General features: G+C 72.0%; 1 pseudogene. It reads right to left on the reverse strand.

Annotation, left to right across the window (positions count from 1 at the left end):
* Positions 1-119: 119 nt before the first annotated feature.
* Positions 120-339: pseudogene (locus G3I65_RS41265) on the reverse strand (RDD family protein); the annotation flags it as partial.

A 339-nucleotide genomic window follows, 5' to 3' on the forward strand; every position in this document is an offset into this window, starting at 1 on the left:
CCCGGCTGCTGCGGCTGCTGGCCGTAGGGCTGCTGCTGGCCGTAGGGATTGGTCATGAACTTCTACCCCAACTACTCGTGATTTCCCGCCGGGTCACCCCGGCGGTGGTGCGGCAAGTGCTAGTGCTGGCCGAACTGGCCCGGGTCGATCTTGCGGGTCTGCTCGGCCTCGTCCTGGTTCTCGGGACGAAGCATCTGGGTGCGTTCGGCCTGCTCGTCGAAGGCGGACGCGCCGCCGGTGTCCGGGCGCAGCATCTGCGTGCGCTCGGCCTGCTCGTCGAACGCCGGCCCGCCCGGCGGCGGGGCGAGCGGCTGGCCCGGTGCCGGGAACCCGCCGGAC

The organism is Amycolatopsis sp. SID8362 (assembly GCF_010550475.1).
GTDB lineage: Bacteria > Actinomycetota > Actinomycetes > Mycobacteriales > Pseudonocardiaceae > Amycolatopsis > Amycolatopsis eburnea.